The organism is Microbacterium sp. (assembly GCF_047606385.1).
Classification (GTDB): Bacteria; Actinomycetota; Actinomycetes; order Actinomycetales; family Microbacteriaceae; genus Microbacterium.
The window spans coordinates 23823-31411 of the sequence record NZ_JASGEL010000092.1; the positions used below are offsets into that span (position 1 = coordinate 23823).

At 73.3% G+C, this 7589-nt stretch carries 6 protein-coding genes; 1 reads left to right on the forward strand and 5 read right to left on the reverse strand.

All coding sequences use genetic code 11. The features are described 5' to 3' along the window. Window positions 1-104 precede the first annotated feature (104 nt). Window positions 105-914, forward strand: coding sequence for a CPBP family intramembrane glutamic endopeptidase (locus tag QM626_RS08945; protein ID WP_415076152.1), 810 nt, complete (start codon window positions 105-107; stop codon window positions 912-914). Window positions 915-944: 30 nt separating this feature from the next. On the opposite strand, the gene QM626_RS08950 is transcribed toward QM626_RS08945, so the two are convergent. The 5 genes from QM626_RS08950 to QM626_RS08970 form a co-directional block, all read right to left on the reverse strand. Beyond that, window positions 945-2009, reverse strand: coding sequence for a hypothetical protein (locus QM626_RS08950; protein WP_415076154.1), 1065 nt, complete (start codon window positions 2007-2009; stop codon window positions 945-947). A gap of 212 nt (window positions 2010-2221) precedes the next feature. Next, the gene (gene gcvP / locus QM626_RS08955) at window positions 2222-5089 is read right to left on the reverse strand and encodes an aminomethyl-transferring glycine dehydrogenase (protein ID WP_415076156.1); all 2868 of its coding nucleotides are present in this window, start codon (window positions 5087-5089) and stop codon (window positions 2222-2224) included. Further along, window positions 5086-5472: a glycine cleavage system protein GcvH gene (gene gcvH, locus QM626_RS08960; protein ID WP_415076158.1), complete on the reverse strand. Its 387-nt coding sequence runs from the start codon at window positions 5470-5472 to the stop codon at window positions 5086-5088. Before gcvH ends, gcvP begins: the two co-directional genes overlap by 4 nt. Then, window positions 5469-6584 carry a glycine cleavage system aminomethyltransferase GcvT gene (gene gcvT, locus QM626_RS08965; RefSeq protein WP_415076160.1) on the reverse strand — a complete coding sequence of 372 codons (1116 nt, stop codon included), beginning with the start codon at window positions 6582-6584 and terminating at the stop codon, window positions 5469-5471. Before gcvT ends, gcvH begins: the two co-directional genes overlap by 4 nt. A gap of 46 nt (window positions 6585-6630) precedes the next feature. Continuing rightward, window positions 6631-7589, reverse strand: a 959-nt coding sequence (locus tag QM626_RS08970) for a MarP family serine protease (protein WP_415076162.1), incomplete at its 5' end; no start/stop codon positions are given.

Sequence of the window (7589 nt, forward strand, 5' to 3'; positions counted from 1 at the left end):
CGTATTGATTCCTTGTGAACCGGAGTTTCATCCGCAGTGACACTCCGGCTCAGTACGACTAAGGGTTGTCCGGAGCTGCTAAGCGGATATGCCAGGCTGTGCACGTGAGCCCCGCCATGATCCGCGCCTGGGACCCGCCGCGGGCTGCCGTCTCTGCTCGCACCCGCTTCGGCTGGGAGGTCGTGCTCGTCCTCGCGATCTCGGTCGGGCAGTCGGCGCTGTACTCGCTGCTGTCGTTCATGCGCACGGTGCAGCAGGCGATCGAGACACAGGCCTCGATCGGCGACCAGTCCACGTCGCTGAACCCGTCGGCCTCCAGCGCCGACTTCTGGACCGTCCTGTACCAGTTCCTCGCGGTCTTCTTCGCGCTCGCGACGGTGGCGCTGATCGTCTACCTGCTCTGGGAACCCGGCGGGAACGCGCTGCGCCGGATCGGCCTCGACTTCCGCCGATTCGGCGGCGACCTGGGCGGCGGCGTCCTGCTGCTGGCCGCGATGGGCATCCCGGGGCTCGCGCTGTACGTCGTCGGCCGCCTGCTCGGCGTCACGCTGCAGGTCTCGGCATCCCCGCTCGACTCCGCCTGGTACACGGTGCCGCTGCTGGTGCTGGCGGCGGTGCGCGCCGGGATCACCGAGGAGACCGTCTTCATCGGCTATCTCTTCGACCGCCTGCGGCGGCTCGGCTGGGGATGGTGGACGATCATCCTCGCCACGGCGGGGCTGCGCGGCGTCTACCACGCCTATCAGGGCGTCGGATCGATCGTGGGGAACTTCGCGATGGGCGTCGTCTTCGGCTGGTGCTACCGGCGCTGGGGCCGGGTGATGCCGCTCGTCATCGCGCACACGCTGATCGACGTGATCGCCTTCGTCGGGTACCCGCTGGCCGTGTCGTGGTGGCCCACCGTGTTCGCCTGACGCGGTCGCCTGCACCGGTCGCGCCGCCGGTCACGACATCCCGCGAGACCGCATCTGCGCGCCGAAACCGTGGGGGGACGCCACTGTCTCGGCGCGCAGATGCGGTCTCGGCGGTGTCGGAATGCCCCCGGCCAGGGTGCGGCGCAACTCGAGCAGTCGTGCCGTGTCCTCGGGGCGGATGCGGCGCACGCCGGCCCCGAGCAGGATCGCCCGCAGCTGGGTGACGTCGCGCACCTCGTCCCACGCCCAGTGAGCGACGCTGCGCACGTGCTCCCGCAGCCGGCCGTCGCGGCGGCGCCGCCCGCGCAGCGCCGTCGTCGCGTCGCCGAACCGGCCGTCGTACTTCACGTCCCCGTCGGCTTCGCCCGCCACCTTGTCGTCGCGCCACCACATGTCGGACCGGTCGCGTTCCCCGGTGCGCGACGTGAACCAGTGCTGCAGCTCGGGTTCCGGAAGCCCGAGCCACTCGATCGCCGCGCGGCTGACGGATTCGAGCGTCGACTCGGCGAGCGGAGTCGCACGATGCAGCGCCCACCGCGCGCGCCGGTGACCGCGACTGCTGGCGCGCGACTCGTTCGTGGCCACGAGCCGTTCGACGCTGACCGTCTCGTCGAGACGCAGCACGGCGTCGGCGACCGCGAGGGCCGCCGCGGGCGGTCGGCAGCGGGCGATGTCGACCGCGGTCTCGACCGGAGCGGTGACCGCGAGTCCGCCGAGGTCCAGGATCTCGCGCGGGTTCGCAGCCGTGTGGACGCGAACGTCCGCACCGACGCCGGCGGTGCCCTTGTCGTCGCGCAGGATGTGCACCACACCCGGGTCCCCGAAGATCGGGAAGCCGGTGAGCGTGACCGCCGACTCGAGGCAGAACACGGCATCCGGGTGCACGAGGGCGAAGGCGTGCACCCGGGCGAGGTAGCGATCCCACGGCGGCGCTGAGCGCCAGGCCGCCGCGGCGGCGTATATCCCCCGGCGCACCGGCACGAGCTCGCCTCGCCGAACCGCGCGTTCGGGATGCGGCACGTCACGCGCGAGCAGGAGGGGGAAGGGCGGCGGCACGGCGGCCCGGGGAGCGAAGGCCATCAGCGGCTGGGTCATGTCATGACGCTGTCACCGGCGCGTGCATCGCGGGCGGGCGATCCCCAGGACCTGGACGATCGTCGTTCGCGTGCCGCCTGGGGAGGAGAGGACGCCGACTCCGCGAGACCGCATCTGCGCGCCGAGACAGTGGTGTCACCCCACGTTCTCGGCGCGCAGATGCGGTCTCGCGGAATGGGCGAGTGCGGCGGGCGCGGGCGGAGCGGGGCGAGTCAGGCGAAGGCGTCGGGCGGCGGGCACGTGCACACCAGGTTGCGGTCGCCGAAGGCGTTGTCGATCCGGCGCACGGGCGGCCAGTACTTCGCGTGCCGCAGCGCGGGAACGGGGTACACCGCCACCTCACGCGAATAGGGATGCGGCCAGTCGTCGGCCGCGATCGCCGCTGCCGTGTGCGGAGCGTTCACGAGCGGATTGTCCTCGGCCGGCCAGCGCCCGGCGGCGACCGCCCGCGCCTCCGCCTCGATCGCGAGCATCGCCTCGACGAAGCGGTCGAGCTCGGCGAGGTCCTCCGACTCCGTCGGCTCGACCATCAGCGTCCCCGCGACGGGGAACGACATCGTCGGGGCGTGGAAGCCGTAGTCGATCAGGCGCTTGGCGACGTCGTCGACGGTGATGCCGGTCTCGGCCCGCAGCGGGCGCAGGTCGAGGATGCACTCGTGCGCCACCAGGCCGCCGTCGCCCGTGTAGAGCACCGGGAAGACGTCTCGCAGGCGTGCGGCGAGGTAGTTCGCCGCGAGCACCGCGGCACCGGTGGCCTCGCGCAGCCCCTCGACGCCCAGCATCCGGATGTACGCCCACGAGATGGGCAGCACGGATGCCGAGCCGTGCGGCGCCGCCGAGACCGGTCCCCCGTCGAACACGAAGCCGCCGGCGTGGTCGGCCCGCTGCGACAGCGGGTGCGAGGGAAGATACGGCGCGAGGTGCGCCTTCGCCGCCACCGGGCCGACACCCGGGCCGCCGCCGCCGTGCGGGATCGCGAACGTCTTGTGCAGGTTCAGGTGCGACACGTCGCCGCCGAGATCGCCGAACCGGGCGTATCCGAGCAGGGCGTTCAGGTTCGCGCCGTCGACGTACACCTGACCGCCCGCGTCGTGCACGGCCTGGGTGATCTCGAGGACGTCGTGCTCGTACACCCCGTGCGTGGACGGGTAGGTGATCATCAGCGCCGCGAGCTCGCCGGCATGCGCGGCGATCTTCTCGCGCAGGTCGGCGAGGTCGACGTTGCCGGCGTCGTCGCACGCCACCACGACCACGCGCAGACCTGCGAGCACCGCGGACGCCGCGTTCGTCCCGTGGGCGGACGACGGGATCAGGCACACCCGCCGATTCGCCTCGCCGTTCGCGTCGTGGTACTGGCGGATCGCGAGCAGGCCCGCCAGCTCGCCCTGCGATCCCGCGTTGGGCTGCAGCGACACGGCGTCGTATCCGGTGAGCTCGGCCAGCCACGTCTCCAGCTGCTCGATGAGCGCCAGCGACCCGCGCACGTCGCCCTCGGGCGCGAACGGATGCACGCGCGCGAACTCGGGCCACGACACCGCCGCCATCTCGGCCGCCGCGTTCAGCTTCATGGTGCACGAGCCGAGCGGGATCATGCCGCGGTCGAGTGCGTAGTCGCGGTCGGCGAGCGTCTTCAGGTAGCGCATCATCGCGGTCTCGCTGCGGTGCGCGTGGAAGACCGGATGCGTGAGGAAGGCGTCGTCGCGCCGCAGGGCGACGGGAACGGCCGCGAGCGGTTCGGCGTCCCGCCACGGCAGCCCCTCCGGGCCGGGGTCCGGGATGCCGAATGCCACGGCGACCGCGGCGAGGTCGTGCCCGTCGGTGGTCTCGTCGACGGCGACCCCGACGGTGGCGTCGTCGATCCACGCGAGCTGGTAGCCGCTCGCCCGCGCCCGGTCGATCACGGTCTTCGAGGGGCCCGGCGTGGTCACCCGGATCGTGTCGAACACCGCGTCGTGGTGCACCGCGAAGCCGTAGTCCCGCAGCAGCCCCGCCAGCGCCGAAGTCTTCCGCGCGATGTCGCTCGCGATCGCGGTGAGCCCCTCCGGCCCGTGGTAGACGGCGTACATCGCCGCCATCACCGCGAGCAGGACCTGGGCGGTGCAGATGTTGCTCGTGGCCTTCTCGCGGCGGATGTGCTGCTCCCGCGTCTGCAGGGCGAGCCGGTAGGCAGGACGGCCCGCGGCATCCTGAGACGCGCCGACCAGTCGCCCCGGCAGCTGCCGCTCCAGCCCGGCCCGCACCGACAGGTACCCGGCGTGCGGGCCGCCGAAGCCCATCGGCACCCCGAAGCGCTGCGTCGTGCCGACCGCGACATCGGCGCCGAGCGAACCGGGTGAGCGCAGCAGCGTGAGCGCCAGCAGGTCGGCGGCGACCACGGCGACGCCGCCCGCCGCCTGCACGGCGGCGATCACGTCCGCGGGATCCCAGACCCGTCCGGACGCACCGGGGTACTGCACGAGGACGCCGAATGCCTCGGGCACCTCGGCGGCGGCGGTGAACGCCACCTCATGCACGTGGATGCCGAGCGCCGCCGCGCGGTGATGCAGCACCGTCTTGGTCTGCGGCAGCGCGTCGGCGTCGACGAGGAAGACCTCGGACGCCGAGCGCGACGCGCGCCGTGCCAGCAGCATCCCCTCGGCCGCCGCGGTCGCCTCGTCCAGCATCGACGCGCCGGCGACCGGAAGCCCGGTCAGATCGGCGACCATCGTCTGGAAGTTCATCAGCGCCTCGAGCCGGCCCTGCGAGATCTCCGGCTGATACGGCGTGTAGGCGGTGTACCAGGACGGGTTCTCCAGCACGTTCCGGGCGATGACGGCCGGGGTGACGGTGTCGTAGTAGCCCAGGCCGATCATCGCCCGCGCCGGCCGGTTCACCGCCGCGAGCGCACGCAGCTCGTCGAGGGCGGCGCGCTCGGTCGCGGGCGCCAGCAGATCGCTCGTGGCGCGGGGTCGCAGGTGGATCGCGGCCGGCACCGCGGCCGACACGAGCGCCGCGACGCTGTCGTAGCCGAGCACGTCGAGCATCGCGCGCTGCGCCGCGACATCCGTCCCGATGTGCCGCTGCGCGAACGAGCTCGTCATGCGGCGGCGCCGGTCAACGTGACATAGGCGGCACGATCGAGCAGGCCGGTCGGGGCGTCGCCGGCGAGCTCGACGCGCACGAGCCATCCCGCGCCGTACGGGTCGCCGTTCACGAGCGCCGGGTCGACGTCGACCGCCCCGTTGACCTCGAGCACGCGACCGGTGACCGGGGCGTACAGCTCGCCGACGGACTTGGTCGACTCGATCTCACCGCACACCTGCCCGGCGGTGACGGTGCCGCCCACCGCCGGCAGCTCGACGTAGACGATGTCGCCCAGCTGCGCGGCGGCGTAGTCGGTGATGCCGAACGTCGCGATGGCGCCCTCGAGGGCGACCCACTCGTGCTCGGGGGTGAAGGACAGGGCGTCCGGGTCGACGGTCATGGTTTCCTCCGGTAGAAGGGCAGGCGGGTGACGGTGGCGGGCAGTCTCGTGCCACGCACATCGAGCTCGAGCGCGGTGCCGAGCGCCGACGACGACGGCGCGACGAAGGCCATGGCGAGGGGGACGCCGAGAGTCGGGCTCAGGATGCCGCTGGTCACGGCGCCGACGACGGCCTCCCCGGAGCGGACCGGGTAGCCGGCGCGGGCGGCGCGTCGTCCCTCGGCCATGAGGCCGACGAGCACCGGTGCGTCGTCGCGCGGCCTCACGCCGTCCCTGCCGACGAACGAGGGCTTGTCGAGGGCGACGAAACGGGCGAGTCCCGCCTGGGCAGGCCGGATGCCGAGGCCGAGCTCGTGCCCGTACAGCGGCATGCCCGCCTCCAGCCGGAGCGTGTCGCGGGCGGCGAGCCCGGCGGGCAGGAGCCCGAACGGCTCGCCCGCGCGCAGCAGCGCCTCCCACAGCTCGCCGGCGGCGGCCTCCGGGACGAGCAGCTCGAAGCCGTCCTCACCGGTGTAGCCGGTGCGGGCGACGAGCACCTGATCCCCCGCGAACGTGCCCCGCGTCGCCGCGTAGCGCGGCACCTCGGCGAGCGGCCGTTCCAGCTCGGTGAGACCGATCGCGTCGAGCACCCGCTGCGCCTGCGGCCCCTGCAGCGCCAGCAGCGCGAAGCTGTCGCTCGCGTCCTCGACGAGAACGCGGAAGCCGGCGGCGCGCTCGCTCAGCGCGGCCGCCACCGGCGCCCGGTTGCCGGCGTTGGCGATCACCAGGAACCAGGCCTCGTCGAGCCGGTAGACCACGACGTCGTCGACGACACCGCCGTCGGCGGCGAGCACCAGGGAGTACGCGGCCCTCCCCACCGGCAGGTCGGTGAGACGGCCCGAGAGCGCGTAGTCGAGGAAGGCCGCCGCATCCGGTCCCTCGATCACGAACTCGGCCATGTGCGAGATGTCGAACAGGCCCGCGGCCTCCCGCACGGCGCGGTGCTCGGCGAGATCCGAGCCGTAGCGCACCGGCATCCGCCAGCCGGCGAAGTCGGTGAACGCGGCGCCGAGGGCCGTGTGGTGCGCGTCGAGCGGGCCGACGCGGAGACCTTCGGAACGGGGCTCGGTCATGAACTCTCCCGTCAGGGGCAGGACGCGGCCAGCCTATCGCCCGGGGCTACCCGGCACAGTCCCCCGTCGACACGGCCGCCGTGGCCGCAGGCGCCTGCGCGACGACCGGCTCGAGCTCGGCGACGGTCATGGCGTATCCGATCTGCGAGCCGTCGTCGGCGCGGGCGAACACCAGGCCGGCGACGTCGCCGTCCGCGGTGAGCAGCGGCCCGCCCGAGTTCCCCGGCGCCACGGTCGCCGCGAGGGCATAGATCTCGCGCGGCGAGCTGGAGTCGTCGTAGATGTCGGGCACATTCGCCGTGCCGACCGATCGCACCACCGCGGTGCTGGTGGTGAACGGCCCGCCGTAGGGATAGCCGTCGATGACGGCCGAGTCCCCCGCCTGCAGCGTGTCGGCCAGCTCGAGCACGGGGGCGTCCTGCGTGTCCACGGCGATCACGGCGAGATCGTCGATCGGGTCGAAGTAGACCACCTCGCCCTCGGCGGCGCCCTTGCCGGGCAGCTCCACGACGGGCGAGGAGATCCCGGCCACGACGTGGGCGTTCGTGATCACCCGGTCGTCGGCGATGACGAAGCCGGTGCCGGTGAGCGTCTCGCCGCACGCGTAGGCGGTGCCGGAGACCCGCGCGACCGCATCGGCCGCGGCGTCCAGGTCGGGGTCGTCGAGATCGATCGCCGCCGAGGTCGACGTGCTCGGGCCCAGGTCGATGAGCTCGCCGAGCGTCGGCAGCCCGTCGGCCAGGACCTCCTGGCGCAGCTGCGCGAGCGCGCTGGAGATCGGGGTCGGCGTCAGCGCGTCGATCGCGCGAACCACCTGCGACGACGAGACGGCGGCGGACAGGCCCGGGATGCCGGCCAGCGCGACCGACTGGGCGACGAGCGACACCGACAGCGCCGCCACGACGAGGCTCAGCGCACCGCCGAGGACCCGGTCGAGCGGGCGCAGCGGGGTGCGGTCGGCCCGACGGCGCAGCGCGGCGCCCACCGCGCCGCCGGCGATCGTGC